Annotated in this window: 11 protein-coding genes; 7 read left to right on the top strand and 4 right to left on the bottom strand. The window is 72.2% G+C overall.

All coding sequences use genetic code 11. The features are described from left to right. Nucleotide 1 precedes the first annotated feature (1 nt). Nucleotides 2-1,933 carry a sodium:solute symporter family protein gene (locus tag BSZ37_RS05825; protein WP_095509640.1) on the bottom strand — a complete coding sequence of 644 codons (1,932 nt, stop codon included), beginning with the start codon at nucleotides 1,931-1,933 and terminating at the stop codon, nucleotides 2-4. Between the two features lie 122 nt (nucleotides 1,934-2,055). On the opposite strand from BSZ37_RS05825, the gene BSZ37_RS05820 reads away from it, so the two are divergent. Further along, a complete protein-coding gene (locus BSZ37_RS05820; protein WP_095509639.1) occupies nucleotides 2,056-3,309 on the top strand; it encodes an ROK family transcriptional regulator in 1,254 nt (417 codons plus the stop codon). Between the two features lie 24 nt (nucleotides 3,310-3,333). Here the strand turns inward: BSZ37_RS05820 and BSZ37_RS05815 are convergent, their stop codons facing one another. The 3 genes from BSZ37_RS05815 to BSZ37_RS05805 are packed head-to-tail and all read right to left on the bottom strand — an operon-like array spanning nucleotide 3,334 to nucleotide 8,646. Further along, nucleotides 3,334-5,697, bottom strand: coding sequence for an AGE family epimerase/isomerase (locus BSZ37_RS05815; RefSeq protein ID WP_095509638.1), 2,364 nt, complete (start codon nucleotides 5,695-5,697; stop codon nucleotides 3,334-3,336). 7 nt (nucleotides 5,698-5,704) lie between these two features. Then, nucleotides 5,705-7,402 carry a glycosyl hydrolase gene (locus BSZ37_RS05810; RefSeq protein ID WP_095509637.1) on the bottom strand — a complete coding sequence of 566 codons (1,698 nt, stop codon included), beginning with the start codon at nucleotides 7,400-7,402 and terminating at the stop codon, nucleotides 5,705-5,707. A 35-nt stretch (nucleotides 7,403-7,437) separates the two neighbouring features. Then, entirely contained in the window at nucleotides 7,438-8,646 is a 1,209-nt protein-coding gene (locus tag BSZ37_RS05805) for a glycoside hydrolase family 5 protein (protein ID WP_095509636.1), read from the bottom strand. Between the two features lie 70 nt (nucleotides 8,647-8,716). Here BSZ37_RS05805 and BSZ37_RS05800 point away from each other — a divergent pair, with 70 nt between their 5' ends. From BSZ37_RS05800 to BSZ37_RS05775, 6 genes are all read left to right on the top strand, one after another. Beyond that, nucleotides 8,717-11,173 (top strand): glycoside hydrolase family 9 protein, encoded by a 2,457-nt coding sequence (locus tag BSZ37_RS05800; RefSeq protein WP_218830416.1) that lies wholly within the window; start codon nucleotides 8,717-8,719, stop codon nucleotides 11,171-11,173. A gap of 47 nt (nucleotides 11,174-11,220) precedes the next feature. After that, nucleotides 11,221-12,213 (top strand): glycoside hydrolase family 5 protein, encoded by a 993-nt coding sequence (locus BSZ37_RS05795; RefSeq protein WP_095509635.1) that lies wholly within the window; start codon nucleotides 11,221-11,223, stop codon nucleotides 12,211-12,213. Between the two features lie 331 nt (nucleotides 12,214-12,544). Beyond that, on the top strand, nucleotides 12,545-13,066 hold the full coding sequence (locus tag BSZ37_RS05790; RefSeq protein WP_095509634.1) for a hypothetical protein: 522 nt from the start codon (nucleotides 12,545-12,547) through the stop codon (nucleotides 13,064-13,066). A 111-nt stretch (nucleotides 13,067-13,177) separates the two neighbouring features. Then, nucleotides 13,178-13,357, top strand: a complete 180-nt coding sequence (locus tag BSZ37_RS05785) for a hypothetical protein (protein WP_095509633.1) — start codon at nucleotides 13,178-13,180, stop codon at nucleotides 13,355-13,357. A gap of 11 nt (nucleotides 13,358-13,368) precedes the next feature. Then, nucleotides 13,369-13,569, top strand: coding sequence for a hypothetical protein (locus BSZ37_RS05780; RefSeq protein ID WP_095509632.1), 201 nt, complete (start codon nucleotides 13,369-13,371; stop codon nucleotides 13,567-13,569). Between the two features lie 39 nt (nucleotides 13,570-13,608). Beyond that, nucleotides 13,609-15,168, top strand: coding sequence for a S41 family peptidase (locus tag BSZ37_RS05775; protein ID WP_095509631.1), 1,560 nt, complete (start codon nucleotides 13,609-13,611; stop codon nucleotides 15,166-15,168). Nucleotides 15,169-15,291 lie beyond the last annotated feature (123 nt).

Here is a 15,291-nt window from a genome sequence, read left to right as displayed (position 1 = left end):
GCTAGGCGGGGACGGGGACGTCGACGGGTGGGCGGCTGGCGTCGCCGGACGCCGCGCCGGGGGTGCCCCCGGCCACGGCCGTGCCGAGGTCGGGCTGCTCCGGGTAGTCCTCGAGGGTGTCGTACCAGTTGACCTTGAGGAACGCGCTCGTCGCCAGCACCACGCCGACGGCGATCGCGAGGGCCGTCCAGTCCTCGATCACGATGAGGATGCCGATCGCGACGAGCCCCGTCTGCCACACGATCCCGACGAGCACGTTGACCGCGTCGCGCCGGAAGTGGCCGTTGGCCTCGATCTCTGGGTGCTCGGCCACGACGGCGTCGTGGACCGGCTTCCAGAACCCCCAGGGGCGGACCTTCAGGTAGAAGTCCTTCAGTACCTCGGGGGGGTCCGCCTCGGTGAGCAGGCTGCCCGCGACGCACCCGACGAGCGAGAGCCCGAGGATGAGAGGGAACGCATAGAGCGGGGTCGCCGCGCCGAAGTCGAGCCCGAGGAGGCCCATCACGGGGCTCGCGATGCCCGCGGCGATGATGCCGGCCAGCATCCCCCAGAAGTAGCCGTAGGCGTTGAACCGCCACCAGTGCCACTTGAGCAGGTTCGACGCCGCGTACCCGCCGTAGAGCGCGCCCACCAGCCACTGGACGATCTCGTTGAGGTTCTGGGCCACGAACCCGAACGCCGTCCCAATGACCACGACGACGATCGAGACGAGGTAGCTCATCCAGACGTACCGCTTCTCCGGCGCGTCGGGGTTGATGTAGCGCTTGTAGACGTCGTTGACGATGTAGGCCGGCGCGGCGTTGACCGTCGCGGCGTACGTGCTCATGAACGCGGCCAGGAGCGCGGCGATGAGCAGGCCCAGGAGCCCGGTCGGGATGAACTCCCGGAGCGTGAAGGGCAGGATCAGCTCGAAGTTGACGTCGGAGCCCATCGCGCCCAGCTCGTCGCGGAAGAACACGAGGGCGAGGACCGTCAGCCCCGTGATGAGCATGTAACGCGGGACCATGAGCACGAGGCTCACGAGGCCGCTCATCTTCGCCGCGTCCTTCGGCGTCCGCGCCGAGAGGACCCGCTGCATGTCGTAGTTCGGAGCCGGGCCCGCCATGCTGGAGAGCACGCCCTTGAACAGCATCATCATGAAGAAGGCCCCGAACAGCGTGTAGCCGTCGGCCGCGATCTTCTCGTTGGCGGACGGCAGGAGCGCGCCCCAGTCGAGGTCGAGGGTCCAGCCGAACCAGATGTTGGACCACCCGTCGGGCGTGGCGGCCGCCAGCGTGTCGGGCGACACCTGCTGCATCGCGATGACGGCCACCCAGAAACACGCCACCGTCATGATGGCGAACTGAAGGACCTCCGTGAACACGACGCTGAACATCCCGCCCTTGACCACATACAGCGTGGCGATGGCCGTGATGGCGAGGCCCCAGAGGTTCGCGTTCCAGACGGGGTCGGGCGAGAGCTGGAACGGGAGGAAGGCCGCCGCGAACTGGCCGATCCCGATGAAGCCGTAGGCCAGGAACCCGACGACGTTGATGAGCGCGAAGAGCACCACCACGAGATGCGACAGCTTGGCCCCGCGCGTGTCGCCGAACCGGAAGCGGATCCACTCGGCCCCCGTCATCACGCCCGACCGCCGCAGCCAGACCGACAGGTAGACCATCAGGAAGATCTGGTTGAAGACGGGCCACAGCCAGGGCACCCAGACGCTCTTCATCCCATAGACGAAGAGGAGGTACACCAGCCACATCGTGCCCGAGATGTCGAACATGCCCGAGGCGTTCGACAGGCCGAGGGCGTACCACGGGATCTCGTTGCCGCCGAGGAAATAGTTCTGGATGCTCTTCGACGCCTTGCGCGAGATCCAGAAGCCGATCCCCACCGTCGCCACGATGTAGGCGGCGATGATGGCGAGGTCGATGGGGTGGAGGGACATCCGCGGGAGGGAAGCGCTTCCGTGAAACTAGCCCGTCGGCCTCAGTAAATCAAAACGATTGATTATTTCGACTCCGGACCGCCTCCGGGCGGCCGTCGTACGTTCGGCCAGCCACGGACGCGATGCTCACCGGTACCAACCTCTCCCACGCCAAGCGTCACAACCTCCAGATCGTCCACGAGACGATCCGCCTCTACGCCCCGATCTCGCGGGCCGACGTGGCGCGGCGGACGGACCTCACGGCGCAGACGATCTCGAACCTCGTCCGCCAGCTCGTCGACGCTGGCCTCGTGGTCGAGACGGCGCGGGCGACGGGCGGGCGCGGGGCGCCGCCGATCCAGCTCGAGGTCAACCCGGACGCCGCGTTCGCCGTCGGGCTCGACCTCGACACGGATCACTTCACGGCGGTCCTGGTGGACCTCTCGGGCGCCGTCCGCGCCCGCGTCCACCACGAGGTGTCGCTGGCGTCGCCGGCGGCCGCGCTCGACCTGTGCGTCGAGGCGACCGGGGCCCTCGCGGCCGAGCTCGGGCTCGAGATGGACCGCGTGTGGGGCGTCGGCGTGGGGATCCCGGGGCCGATGCGGCCGGGGCCGGACGGGACCTACCTCGTGAGCCCCATCGCTTTCCCGGACTGGCACGACGAGCCCATCGCGCAGCGGCTCCACGAGCGGCTCGGGCTCCCGGTCTTTATCGAGAACAACGCGACGGCGGCCGCGCTCGGCGAGCACTGGTACGGCGCGGGCCGCCACCTCTCGGCGTTCTTCTACGTGTACCTGGGCAGCGGCCTCGGCGGAGGGCTGATGGTCCAGGGCGCCCCGTTCGACGGCCACACGGGCAACGCGGGCGAGATCGGCTACCTCTCGCCGCGCCGCGGGCGCCGGGCAGGCGGCCCGACCCATGTCGGCGAGCTGTTCAACCTCGGCGCCCTTTACGAGCGCCTCGCCGAGGCCGGCGTGGAGGCCGCGACGCCCGACGACCTCCTCGCGCTCCACGAGACCGGCGAGCCGGCGTTCGAGGCGTGGTTCGAGGAAGTGGCCGAAGAGCTGGCGGGCCTCCTGTTCACGGTCCGCGCGATCCTCGACCCCGAGGCCACGTTCGTCGGTGGGCGCTGGCCGGACCGGCTCCTGAGCGACCTGCTGGAGCGCGCCCGCGTCCACCTCGGTGACGCCGTGGTCCCGGGCGGCCTCGACGCGCCCGACCTCCAGCTGGCCACGGCCGGCGCCGACGCCGGCGCGCTCGGCGTGGCCTCCCTCCCGCTCTACCACGCCTTCGCCCCGCTCCAGCGGACCGTCCTCCGCCGCGCCGACTCGGCCGAGCCCGAGGCCGACGAGACGGGCGTCGGCGCCGCGTTCAAGCGGCCGGGCGTGATCGGGTAGGCCCGCCGGTGCCCCGAGGCGGGGCTACCAGCCGGTGAGCGTGCGGAGGACCGGCTCCAACTCGTCGGCCATGGCCTGCTGGCCGGCCTTCCCCGGGTGCCCGTCGCAGCCGTCGACGTAACGGCCCACGAACGAGAACGTCGAGATCGCGTCGTCACCGGCCGCGGCGCGGCGGGCGGCCACCTCGCGGAGGGACTCCGCCAGAAGCTCGCGCTGCTCGCCCTCGAAGACGGGGCTGTTGAGGAGCAGGATCGGCGCCTCCGCATTCTGCTGGCGGACGCGCTCGACGAACCCGACGTAGTCGCTCACGAACGCCTCGCCGTCGAGCGCGGGCCGCGGCGTCTCGCCGTCACCGGCGGAAAAATCGTTCGTGCCGAGCGCGACGACGACGAGGTCGGGGCGGTACTGGTCTACGTCCCACGCCGGGTTGTCGGTCGCGTACTCCAGATACAGCCCGTCGTAAACGTCCGGCATCACCGGCGTGAGCGAGTTCCAGTTGCGGTGCATCCCCATGCCGGAGACGGCGCTGAGCATCCACTGCGCGCCGAGGCGGCGGGCGAGACGCGGGCCGTAGGCCTGCCACGCGTGCGTCGGGTCGTACCACGTGCCGGCGCCGCACGCGACGGGCTCGGGGTCGACGCCGTAGCCGGCCGTGATGGAGTCGCCGATGAACTCGATGCGGCGCTCCGGCAGCGGGTCGGCCGGGAGGATCTCCGCGCCCTCGAACGAAATGAGCCGGTTGGGGCCGTTCTGGCCCTCCGTCGCCTTGCTCAGCCAGAGCGTGTGCTCGCCGTCGTCGAGGCCGGAGGCGAGCGTGTAGTCGTGCTGCCCCGGCCGCGTCCGGAACCGGACCGGCTCTCCCCCATCGACCACGACGGTGAACCAGTTGTGGCCGCCGTCGCGGAACGCGTCGTCGAGGCGGGCGGCGAGGCGCGTCCCGCGGAAGCGGATGCCGAACGTGACGCCGGCCGCGCCGAAGTCCACGGCCCCGCCCGCCTCGGCGCGGTGGCGGCCCATGACGCGGATCCGCGGGTCGGCCGCCGGGACGGCCGAGGCGGACCCACTCCGGAGGCGGCGGGCGACGTTCATGAGGGCGCGGGCGTCGTGATACGCGGCTTTCCAGATGCCCCCCTTGTCGGCCGTCCGCAGCTCCGGCTGTCGGTCGAGCGTGCCGCGGTACCAGCCGCCGTGCGCGTGGTCGACGAGGAAGCCCTGGATGAGGCCCCACATCTGGAGGAAGCGGTCGTGGTAGCGGGCCCGCTCGGCCGGCACGAGGTCGCCCATGAGGAGGAGCGTATTGAGCCCCTCGGCCTGCGCCCACCAGTTCTTGGTCGAGTCGACCACGACGAGCGGCTCGCCGTCGGCGAAATAGTAGCCGGCCTCCATGAACCCGCCGTTGCGTGTGTCCCAGCCGGTCGCGAGGCTGTGGTCGAGCATCCGCTGGCCCGCGCGGAGCGTCGGCTCCGGGTCGAGGTCGATGGCCTCGGCCGCTTCGAGCATGAGGTAGGCCGTCTCCACGTCGTGCCCGAACGAGACGTGGTCGTAGTACCCGTTCGCCTCGCGGACGGCCGCCGTCGAGTCGCGGTACGAGATCGGCGTCCAGTCGGGCGTCGAGAACAGCGTGAGTGTGCCGGGGTCGACGGTGATCGTGTCGCGGATGAGGAGCAGCATCTCCTCGATCCGCTGGCGGAGCGTGTCGTCGGGCCAGACGTGGTAGAGCTCGGTCAAGGCCTCGAGGATGTGGATCGACGAGTTCTGGTCCTTCGGCGGCGTCCGCCCCAGCCCCTCGCGGAGCGGCTCGCCCTCGCGTGTGAGGTAGTTAAAGTAGCCGCCGTGCTCGGAGTCGTGGGCGTGGTCATCCAGCCAGCGGAACGCATCCTGCGCGAGCGCCAGCGCCTCGGCGTCGCCCGTCGCGGCGTAGGCGGCAGCGAGCCCGTAGATCCCGAACGCGACGCCGTAGGCCTGCTTCACGAGCCGACCGTCGGCTTCCGGGACCGGCGTGCCGTCGCGCGTGACGAGCCAGTAGAACCCGCCGTGCTCGGCGTCCCACATCTCGTCGCGGAGGAAGGCGACGCCGTGGCGGCTCATCTCGGCGTAGGCCTCGTCGTTCGTCCACATCGCGGCCTGGGCCGTCGTCCAGACGTGGCGCGCCTGGGTCACGATCATCTTCTCCTGCCCGCCGACGGGCCGCCAGCGCCAGTCGAACGCGCTCAAGAACCCGCCCTGCGAGCGGTCAACTGCGCGCGGGTACCACGCGTCGAGGACGTGGCGGAGGCCGACCTCCACCTCCTCGGCGAGCGCCTCACGAACGGGCGGCGTCAACGGGCCAACGGTGGGCTGGGCAAAGACGGGCGCCGCGACGAGAGCGGCAAGGACCAGACGGCGCATCGTCAGATCAGCGGGCGACGACGAACCGGCCCCGCACCACGCGGTCGCCGGCCGTCACGCGGACGAAGTAGGGGCCGGGGACGGCGGGCGCGGCCAACGCGACGGCGAGCGACCCGGCCGGCATCGTCCCCAGCGACTGGCGCCCCACGCGCCGGCCGAGCGCGTCGAACGTCTCGACGACCACGTCCGCCGCGGCGCCGAGGTCGAGGCGGAGCGTGACGGGCCCAGCGCTCGGGTTGGGCGTGATCGTGGCGTGGTCGGTCGGCGCCTCGGGTCCGTCCGCCTCGGCGGTGGCGAGGGTGTAGCTGCGCCAGTCGGGCAGTTCGTCGCGCGTGAGGACGACCTCGCTCGTGTACACGTCGACGAGGCGGTCTGTGTCAAGGTCGCGGATGAAGCTACCCTCCCACACCGCGAACCAGCTCCACGTCATGCCGAAGTCGACCGAGCGTGTCATGTCGGGGAGCGTCCCGGTCTCCGTCAGCGCGACCAGCTTGTTGGCGCCGAACTGCTCCTGCAGCAGCTCCCAGTCGCTCCGGAACACGGCGTCGGGGTCCTCGACGTACTCGTCGACGCCCACGACGTCGACGTAGGCGTCGCCGGGGTACCACGCGGCCTGGTCGCCGTCCGAGGGCCGGTGAGTGTGGACCCAGATCAGGTTGTGGAGGCCGTGGTACTCGACGAGCCGCTCGTACATCAGCCGCCACAGCGCGACGTACGGCCCCGGGCCCTTGGCTCCCCACCAGAACCAACGCCCGTACGCCTCGTGGAGCGGGCGCCAGAGGACCGGCACGTCGGCGTCCTCGAACTTCTGGAGCTCGACGGCGATCGCGTCGATGTCGCGGAGGAGCAGCTCGTAGTCCTCGCCGCCGGGCCCCTGGGCGAGCGCGGCCTCCACGTCGAACGTCGTGGCCTCGGTGTAGAAGCCGCGCCACCACGGCTGGTCGCTCGTGTCGAGCAGGTCCGTCGGCGCGTTCCAGTGCCACATCAGCGTGACGATCCCGTGGTCGCCGGCCCACTCGATCCAGTGCTCGGCCCAGCCCGTCGGGTTCGTCCCGCGCGCGCGGCGCGAGGGCGAGTAGTTGATGAGGTCGAACGCCCCGACCGCCGGCACCGTCCCCGTCACCGACTCGACGTAGTCGATCTCGCGCGTCGAGGGCGCGCCGTTCTGGTAGCCGTCCTGCTGCCCCGCGAGGACGTGCTCGCCGTAGATGTCGAGGAGGAACGCGAACAGCGCCCTCGCCGAGTCCGTCGCGTCGGGATCCGACAGGACCGGCGGCGGCGCGGCGGGCCCCTCGTACGAGACCGGCTCCAGCACCAGGTAGTCCACGTCGACCGAGCCGTGGATCGTGACGACGTGTGGGCCGGCACTCAGCCGCCGCTCGTCGACCGCGAGCTCGCGGAAGCTGGACCCGACGGTCGTGTTGCCGCCCGCGATCACGTCGCCGTCGAGGCGGACCTCGAAGGTCGCGAACCGTCCGCTCCCGGCGACCGCCAGCCGAAGCTGGACGAACTCGCCGGTGCCGTCGATGACGAGACGGAGGCTGTCGCCGTCGGCGCCGAGGCCGGTGACGTAGCCGGTCCCGGAGTAGCCCGCCCGGCTGGTGGCGACCGCGGCCGCGCCGACGAGCTCGCCCCCCTCCGCCTCGACGACGGTCTGGGCGTGGACGGCGCCCGCGAGGACGATGAGGAGCAGGAAGCAGCGCATGGGATCGAACGGGGTGGTGGGGACGGTCGGGCGGATCAGCTGGCGAGGAGGAGGTCGGCCATCTTCCGGTCCAGCTTGTGGCCGCGGAAGTCCTCGTACTCGACGTCCTCGCGGCCGCTGTCGAGGATGCCGAACGAGCCGCGGAAATTCCACATCGCCCAGCCCCAGCCCATCTCGCGCCACAGGCTCGTGACGTCCTCCATCCAGGCGAGGCAGGCCGCGTGCGGCGTCTGGTTGTAGCAGCCCCACTCGCCGACGTGGACCGGCACGCCCTGGTTCACGAGCGGGACCCACTTGTCGACGAGCTCCGCCCGCAAGACCTCTTTGTCCCACATCCGGCCGTCGTCGGCGCGCATGGGCCAGACGGGCGTGTCGAAGCTCTCGAACTCGTTCTTGGGCACCCACGTCGCCGTGTAGTGGCTGACCATCTTCGGCAGGTAGCCGCGGGTGCTCTGCACGAGCCCGAGGCCGACCACCCCGGGCACCGGCGTCTGCCCGATGTCGGCGCCGTCGGCCACGATGAGCCGGTCGGGGTCGACGTCGCGGATCGCACCGACGAGCCGGTGGGCCACCTCGACGTAGCGGCTCTGGTCCTGGTACGTCCACGGCGGCTCGTTGAACAGGTCGTACGAGACGGCCTGGTTCGAGGTGTGCCTGTAGCGCTCCGCGAGCGTCCGCCAGTGGTGGAGAGCGGCCTCCATCGCGAGCTCCATTTCTTCGCGCGGGCTGTCGAACAGGAGGTGCGGCTCCAGCTCGCGCTGGTTGACGCAGTAGCCGGGGATCCGGTGGAGGTTGAGGTTGACGTGGAGCCCGTGCTTCTCGCCGTACTCGACGGCCTCGTCGACCTTCGCCAGCCCGTCCTCGTCGATCGTCATCCAGTCGTCGGGGGACGACCACGCCCAGTACGACATCGGGATGCGGACGAAGTCGAAGCCGAGCTCGGCGATCCAGGCGAAGTCGTCCTCGCGGAATGACCGGTCGCGGTCGCCGCCGGTCAGCTCCGTGAGGTTGAACCCGCGCCAGCGCGGGATGCGCGGCTGCGTCCGCGTGCCCGGGAGGTCGCCGGGCCGGCTGACGACGACCTCGCCGTCGGTGGAGCGCGCGGCGGTCGGCGCGAGCGCCGCGCGGGCTCCCCCCGCCTCGGGCGCCGCGGCGGACGCGGGCGCGGCGGAGGTCGCGCAGCCGGCGACGGTGAGGCTGGCGGCCGCGGCCGAGGCGGATCCGAGGAAGGCACGGCGGTCCATGAGCGGTTTCGTCAATTGAGTGGACGAAAGAGAATACCTTCAGCCGCAAGCGCTTCCAACCCGAACTGCCGTGCCCCGCCGATTCCTGACCTCCCTCGCCACCCTGGCCGCCTCGGTCGGCCTCTGGGCAGCGCCGGCCTCTGCCCAGCGCACGTTCGCGCTGACCGACGCCGGGTACTTCCAGCGCGAGGGCGTGAGCGTCATGGCCTTCCAGGACTTCTACCCGGACGGTCACCAGGGCGGCGTCACCGTCGTCCAGCACGGGATCCGGCTCGCCGCCAACGGCGACCTCCGCCTCAACGCGACGCCGGGCCAGTGGGACCCCGTCCCCAAGCAGGACGCCCGCGAGGTGGTCGACGGCGAGATCGTCACGCGCCTCTCGTACCCGGACCCCGGCAAAAACCGGACGGGCTTCAACCCGATCCTGTACCCGGACCTCGAGATGAGCTACGCCGTCCGCGCCCGCGCCGAGGGCGACGCCGTCGTGGTGACGGTCGACCTCGACGAGGCGCTCCCGGCCGAGTACGTCGGCGAGGTCGGGTTCAACCTGGAGTTGTACCCCGTCGATCTGTTCGGGAAGGGGTGGCTGCTCGGCGACGCGCGCGGCCAGTTCCCCCGCCAGCCCAACGGGCCCATGCGCGTCGACGCCGAGGGCGTGGCGCAGGCCGTCCCGTTCGCGACCGGCCGGCGCCTGACGGTCGCGCCCGAGAGCGAGACGCTCCGCCTGCAGATCGAGAGCGCGACGGGCGAGCTGGTGCTCCTCGACGGTCGCAACCAGCACAACAACGGCTGGTTCGTCGTCCGCGAGACGGTCCCGGCCGGCGCGACCACGGGCGCCATCGAGTGGACGATCCGCCCACACGCGGTCGAGGGCTGGGTGTACGAACCCGTCGTCCAGGTGTCGCAGGTCGGGTACCACCCGGCGCAGCGGAAGGTCGTCGTCATCGAGCACGACCGGCGCGACGCCGAGCGGACGCCGGCCCGCCTCCTCCGCCTCGGCGCCGACGCCACCGAGGTCGTGCGGGAGGCTGTGCCCGAGGCGTGGGGCGGCGACTTCCTCCGCTACCAGTACCGCCTGTTCGATTTTTCCGATGTGACGGTGCCGGGCCTCTACGCCGTCGAGTACCGCGGCCGGCGCTCGCACGCCTTCGAGATCGCGCGCGACGTCTACGCCCGCGACGTCTGGCAGCCGACGGTCGACTACTTCCTGCCGGTCCAGATGTGCCACATGCGCGTCGAGGACCCCTATCGCCTCTGGCACGGCGTCTGCCACCTCGACGACGCCCGCATGGCGCCGGCCGACACGAACCACTTCGACGGCTACGTCCAGGGTCCGGACCTGCTGACGGACGTCGAGCCCGGCCAGCGCGTCCCGAACCTCGACGTCGGCGGCTGGCACGACGCGGGCGACGACGACCTCCGCATCGAGTCGCAGGCCGACGAGGTCTGGGTCCTCGCGGCGTCCTACGAGGCGTTCGACGCGCTCCGCGACTACGACAACACCCAGATCGACCAGAGCGCGCGGCTCGCCAGGATCCACCGGCCCGACGGCGTGCCGGATCTGTTGCAGCAGGTCGAGCACGGGACCCTCAACATCGTCGGCGGCTACCGGTCGCTGGGCCGGCTCTACCGCGGCGTCATCGTCCCGACGCTGGAGCAGTACCGGATGATCGGCGACTTCGCCGGGAGCACGGACAACGTCGACTTCGAACCGGACAGCGGCCTTCCGCCGGACGACCGCTGGGTCTTTACGGAGGAGCACGCGGGCCATGAGTTCAAGGGCATCGCCGCCCTCGCCATCGCCGGGCGCGTCCTCCGCGCCCACACCCCCGACCTCGCCGCCGAGGCGGAGGCGGCCGCCGTGACCCTCTGGGCGATGGACCACGGCGACGCGCTCGCCGAGCAGACCGCCGCCGCCGTCGAGCTCCTCCTCACGACCGGCGACGACACGTACCGCCAGTGGCTCCTCGACCACGAGGCCGAGATCGTCGAGGCCATCGGCCGGACGGGCTGGGCGCTCGGCCGCACGCTCGACGCCGTCGGCGACGCGGGCTTCGAAGCGGCCGTGCGCGAGGCCGTGGCCGGGGCGCAGGCCGGGACCGTCGAGGCGCAGCCGGCGCCGCCCTACGGCGTCCCGTACGAGCCCTACATCTGGGGCGCGGGCTGGGGCATCCAGGCGTTCGGCGTGCAGCAGTACTTCCTGCACCGCGCGTTCCCCGAGAGCGTGTCGTCGGAGTACCTGCTGAACGCGCTCAACTTCATCTTGGGCGTCCACCCCGGGAGCAACACGGCGTCGTTCGCGAGCGGCGTCGGCGCGACGTCGGTGGAGCGCGGCTACGGCCTCAACCGGGCCGACTACGCTTACATCCCGGGCGGCGTGGCCTCCGGCACGGCGCTCATCCGGCCCGACTTCCCGGAGCTCAAGGACTACCCGTACCTCTGGCAGCAGGCCGAGTACGTGATGGGCGGCGGGGCCACGCACTTCATGCTCCTCGCCCTCGCCGCCGACCAGGTCCTCAACGACTGACTCCCCCGCCTCGGCCCCGAGGCGGGCCGACTCCCTCCTCCCCCGCCATGACTCGACACCTCCTCCTGCTCGCCACGATCGTCGCCGCCCTGCCGGCCGCGGCACAGCTCCCCGCCGTCCACGTCGAGGGCAACCGGTTCGTGAACGAGGCCGGCGAGACCGTCGTCTTCCGCGGCGTCTCGATCGCCGACCCCGACAAGGTCGAGCGCGACGGCCAGTGGGGCCCGGCGCTCTTCGAGGAGGTCGCCGACTGGGGCGCCAACGTGGTCCGCCTGCCGGTCCACCCGCGGGCGTGGCGGGCGCGCGGCGAGGAGGGCTACCTCGAGTTGCTGGACCAGGCGGTCGAGTGGGCCGGGGCCGCCGGGCTCTACGTCGTGATCGACTGGCACTCGATCGGCAACCTCCGGACGGAGGTGTTCCAGCACCCGATGTACGAGACGTCGAAGGGCGAGACGGCCCGGTTCTGGCGGACGGTCTCGCAGCGCTACGCCGGGAACCCGACGGTCGCCTTCTACGAGCTGTTCAACGAGCCGACGAGCTACAACGGCACGCTCGGCCGGCTCTCGTGGCACGAGCACCGCGAGCTGATGGAGGACCTCATCGACATCGTCCGCGCCAGCGACCCCGGCACGATCCCGCTCGTCGGCGGGCTCGACTGGTCCTACGACCTCTCGGGCGTTCGCGAGGACCCGGTCCGGGCGGAGGGCATCGCCTACGTCACGCACCCGTACCCGCAGAAGCGCGAGCGGCCGTGGGAGCCGAAGTGGGAGGAGACGTGGGGCTTCGTGGCCGACACGTACCCGCTCTTCGCGACGGAGCTCGGCTTCATGAGCGCCGACGGGCCGGGCGCGCACATCCCGGTCATCTCCGACGAGACGTACGGCGAGGCCATCGTCGCCTTTTTCGAGGCGCGCGGCATCTCGTGGGCACCGTGGGTCTTCGACCCGCAGTGGTCGCCGCAGATGATCCAGAGCTGGGACTTCGAGCCGACGGTCCAGGGCGCCTTCTTCCGCGACGCCATGCGCCGGCTGAACGACTGACCGCCCCCGCCTCGGGGCCGAGGCGGGCGGACTCGGCGACGGTCGCGCGTGGTCCGACAAGCGGGAAACCGGAAGACGCCGACGCCACCGAACCGTGCAGCGCCGGAGCGATGCGGGCGCGGCCTGCCCTTCCCGCCTGCGCGAGGTCGACCCGCTGAGGGGGCGTTCCGCTCGACCTACCGGCTTCTCTGGACTCCGTGGGCGGGAGGTCCAAATGGGCTGAACGACCCATGGCGCTGGTGGCGGAAAGCGGGAATCTGGCAGAGCCTCCGCGCGAGGTGCCTTCCAACCACCGGCTTTCCGCCATTCGCGGGCGCGTGCCCGCACTGCCATGACCCCCCGTTTTTCGCTCCGCCTCCGGGCCCTCCTCCTCACCGCGCTCGCCGCGACCTCCCTCACCGCCTGCGACTCGTCCGACGATGAGGGCGACCTCGGCAGCTTCCAGGCCCAGGTCACCGGGGCCGCCCAGGCCTCCCTCGGCGGCCAGGCTGTCTTCGCCATCGACTCCGAGGACGGCGAGACCACCTCGGCCATCGCCCTCATCGACGAGGACGAGGACGACGTCGCCTTCCTCCTGATGGACGGCCGCGTGACGGCCAAGACCTACACGATCGCCGGCGAGACGGCCGGCGCCATGCTCCTCCTCGGCGAGACCGACGGCACCGGCGACATGTACTTCTCGGAGACGGGCACGATCACAGTCACCCGCGCCGACGCCGCCCGCGTCGTGGGCACGTTCGACGTCACCGCCGTGAACATCGCCGACGAGGACGAGACGGTCCGCCTGCGCGGCTCGTTCGACGCCAAGTCCGGCACCGTCGTCATGCCCTCCGAGGCGCGGGTCGGCCGGTAACGGCCCCCTCCGCCTCGGTCGCCGCCAGCGAACGGCTGGCGGCGACCGCTCTGAACGCCCGTGCCCTGCCTCGGCAGGGCGAGAACCCGACCGATCGACCGCCCCCTCGCCATGCGCGCCTACTTCGCTCTCTACAACCACCGCCCGGCCCGCCCGCCCGGCGGCGTGACCGCTCGCCGCCGGCGCGGCCGGACCGTCCGACCCACCGCGCCGGGCGCGAGCCGGATCCGCCTCGCCCTCCGGTTGCCGCGACCGCCGGGGCCCCGGGTCGTCGCGCCCGCGCTGTCCTGACCCTTTCCGCGATGCCGATCGGCCTCCTGCTTCGGACCCTCTCGCTGGCCGCCGCGATCGTCGGGACCGCCGCGTCTGCCCAGCCCGCCGCCCCCGGGCGGGCGACGCTCGACGCCGCGCTCGACGCCATGGAGGCCCGCGGCTACTACGCCTCCCGCGTGGACTGGCCCGCCGTCCGCGCACGGGCCTACGAGCAGACCGCCGACGCCTAGTCCGCCGCCGAGGTCCACGGCGCGATCCGACAGGCGCTGGTGGCGCTCGGCGACGGCCACAGCTTCCTCCTCGTGCCGGAGCACAGCGAGGCGGTCGCGGCCGACGCCGCCAGCGCGGAGCCCGGCTGGCTCCGTCGGCTCCAGGGCCGAGTGGTCGAGGGCTCAGGCGGCCCCGTCGGGGTCATTCGCGTCCCGTTCTTCATGGGCGGCGACGAGGGCGCCGTCCGCTACGCGGACAGCCTCGTGGCCGCGATCCGCCGCGTTGACGCCGCCCGCCCGGTTGGGTGGATCGTCGATGTCCGGATGAACGGCGGCGGGAACGTCTGGCCGATGCTGGCCGGGCTCGCGCCCCTCCTCGGCGACGGCGTCGTGGGCGGGAGCGTCGCCGCCGACGGCGCCCGGAGCTGGACGCGGATCGAGGGCTCGGCGGCGGTCGCCGTCACGCCCGACACGACGGCGGAGGTGATCCGCACGTCGCGGGCCTACCTGGTCTCCGACCCGTTCGCGCCCGTCGCCGTGCTGGCCGACAGCGCGACGGGGTCCTCGGCCGAGGCCGTCGCTCTCGCGTTCGAGGGCCGCCCGCGGAGCCGACGGCTCGGCACGGCCACCGCCGGCGTGTCCTCAGCCAACGAGGGGATCCCGCTCCCCGACGGATCGGTCCTCGTCGTCACGACCGACCTGATGACAGACCGGACCGGCCGCGCCTATGGCGTCCGCCTACTCCCTGACGTCGTGGCTGTGGACGACCCGGGAGCGGAGGCGGACGAGGCGATCGAGACCGCCGCCGCCTGGGTCCGCGATCAGCCCGAGGCCGAGTGCCTCGAGTTCGTCGCCCCCTCCGCTCCGGGTGGGCCTCGACCGCCCGACTCCGCCTTCTCCCTCCACCTCGGCACCGCTGCGGGCGTCCTCCACATGGTCGGCGCCCGGCACAGCGACGACCCCGCAGACCCGCAGGTCGCCGCCATCGAAGCTGCGTGGACCGCGTTCCGCCCGACCGTCGCGTTCTACGAGGGGCCCGAGCGCCCCCTCGCCGCGACGGCCGACGAGACGATCCGCCAGACGGGTGAGTCGGGGCTCGTGCGGTGGATGGCGGCGCGCGACGGCGTCGAGGTGCGACGGCTGGAGCCCGCCCCCGGGCCCGAGTTCGGCGCCGTGGCCGCGGCCGTCGGGGCCGAGCCGGCCGCGCTGTTCTTCGTGCTCCGCGAGGCCGCCCGCCTTCGCGACCGGAAGGACACGACGGGCCCCGCGCTCGACGAGCCCATCGCCGAGTTGCTCCGTCGGGCTGCCCCGCTCGGCCTTCCACTCGCCGATCTCGACGCCCTCCGGGCCGCCTACGCCCGGCACTTCAGCGACGTGCCCGGCTCCCCCGCCGACTGGCGAGACGTCCCTGGCGCGTGGTTCGACCCCGGCGCCGACGACACCCAGACCGGGGGCCAGTTCATGGCCGAGGCCAACCGGGCGTCGAGCACGTTCCGCGACCGCCACATGGCCCGCGCCCTCGCCGAGGCGGTTCCCGGCGAGCGCGTGTTCGCCGTCGTCGGGCGCGACCACGTGCCGGCGCAGGCGCCGGCCCTCCGCTGCCTCCTGCGCCGACCATAGCGGCGCCCCCCTCCCCCCTCGACCCGCCATGGAGAGGTCTCTCCACGTTCGCCCTTCGGTTCGTCCGCCTCGCCGCCGGGACCACCCGTCGGCCCGGCCAGTCCGCCTCGTGCGGTGAGGGGC

The sequence above is a fragment of the Rubrivirga marina genome, from assembly GCF_002283365.1.
In the GTDB taxonomy this organism is placed as follows: Bacteria; Bacteroidota; Rhodothermia; order Rhodothermales; family Rubricoccaceae; genus Rubrivirga; species Rubrivirga marina.
Note: the sequence above shows the minus strand (reverse complement) of the source record. Positions and strands in the feature narration are given on the sequence as shown.

Bases quoted from the DNA above. Each gene is read 5' to 3' on its own strand.
- BSZ37_RS05825 (WP_095509640.1), bottom strand. From the start codon at position 1,933: ATGTCCCTCCACCCCATCGACCTCGCCATCATCGCCGCCTACATCGTG.
- BSZ37_RS05820 (WP_095509639.1), top strand. From the start codon at position 2,056: ATGCTCACCGGTACCAACCTCTCCCACGCCAAGCGTCACAACCTCCAG.
- BSZ37_RS05815 (WP_095509638.1), bottom strand. From the start codon at position 5,697: ATGCGCCGTCTGGTCCTTGCCGCTCTCGTCGCGGCGCCCGTCTTTGCC.
- BSZ37_RS05810 (WP_095509637.1), bottom strand. From the start codon at position 7,402: ATGCGCTGCTTCCTGCTCCTCATCGTCCTCGCGGGCGCCGTCCACGCC.
- BSZ37_RS05805 (WP_095509636.1), bottom strand. From the start codon at position 8,646: ATGGACCGCCGTGCCTTCCTCGGATCCGCCTCGGCCGCGGCCGCCAGC.
- BSZ37_RS05795 (WP_095509635.1), top strand. From the start codon at position 11,221: ATGACTCGACACCTCCTCCTGCTCGCCACGATCGTCGCCGCCCTGCCG.
- BSZ37_RS05790 (WP_095509634.1), top strand. From the start codon at position 12,545: ATGACCCCCCGTTTTTCGCTCCGCCTCCGGGCCCTCCTCCTCACCGCG.
- BSZ37_RS05785 (WP_095509633.1), top strand. From the start codon at position 13,178: ATGCGCGCCTACTTCGCTCTCTACAACCACCGCCCGGCCCGCCCGCCC.
- BSZ37_RS05780 (WP_095509632.1), top strand. From the start codon at position 13,369: ATGCCGATCGGCCTCCTGCTTCGGACCCTCTCGCTGGCCGCCGCGATC.